Origin of the sequence: Xenorhabdus littoralis, from assembly GCF_033949345.1 — a bacterium.
Taxonomy (GTDB): Bacteria; Pseudomonadota; Gammaproteobacteria; order Enterobacterales; family Enterobacteriaceae; genus Xenorhabdus; species Xenorhabdus littoralis.
Window position 1 is genome coordinate 1 of record NZ_VCDP01000202.1, and the last position, 457, is coordinate 457.

At 52.3% G+C, this 457-nt stretch carries 1 protein-coding gene; it reads left to right on the forward strand.

The genetic code is table 11. The annotated features are described in order from the left end of the window. Nucleotides 1-457: AMP-binding protein (locus FE394_RS19265; RefSeq protein ID WP_319927926.1), on the forward strand; the 457-nt coding region annotated here is incomplete at both ends.

Below are 457 nucleotides of genomic sequence, written 5' to 3' on the forward strand. Positions count from 1 at the left end.
GGTCAGGTTTAGTTCATGGTACCCGTATTCTGCTGATCCCGGAAAAAACCCTGTTACACCCTGCCGATTTTGGTCAGTGCCTGTCAGAAGAAGGGGTCAGCGCACTGTTTCTTACCACGGCGCTGTTTAACCAATATGCGGGCTTAATTTCCCCGTCGTTGTCAGGTCTGCGTTATGTCCTGTTCGGTGGTGAACAAAGCGATAACCGGGCAGCCATTCGCCTCAGGGCAGAACAGGCACCAAAACATTTACTGCATGTTTACGGGCCGACAGAAACAACCACCTTCGCCACGACCTATGATATCCCGTTGATTGAAGGTGAAGACAGGAAACTCCCTATCGGGCATCCCATCAGTAATACCCGCATTTATATTCTGGACGGACAAGGTCAACCCGTTCCCCTCGGAGCCGCCGGTGAAATCCATATTGGCGGCGATGGTGTTGCCCGTGGTTACCT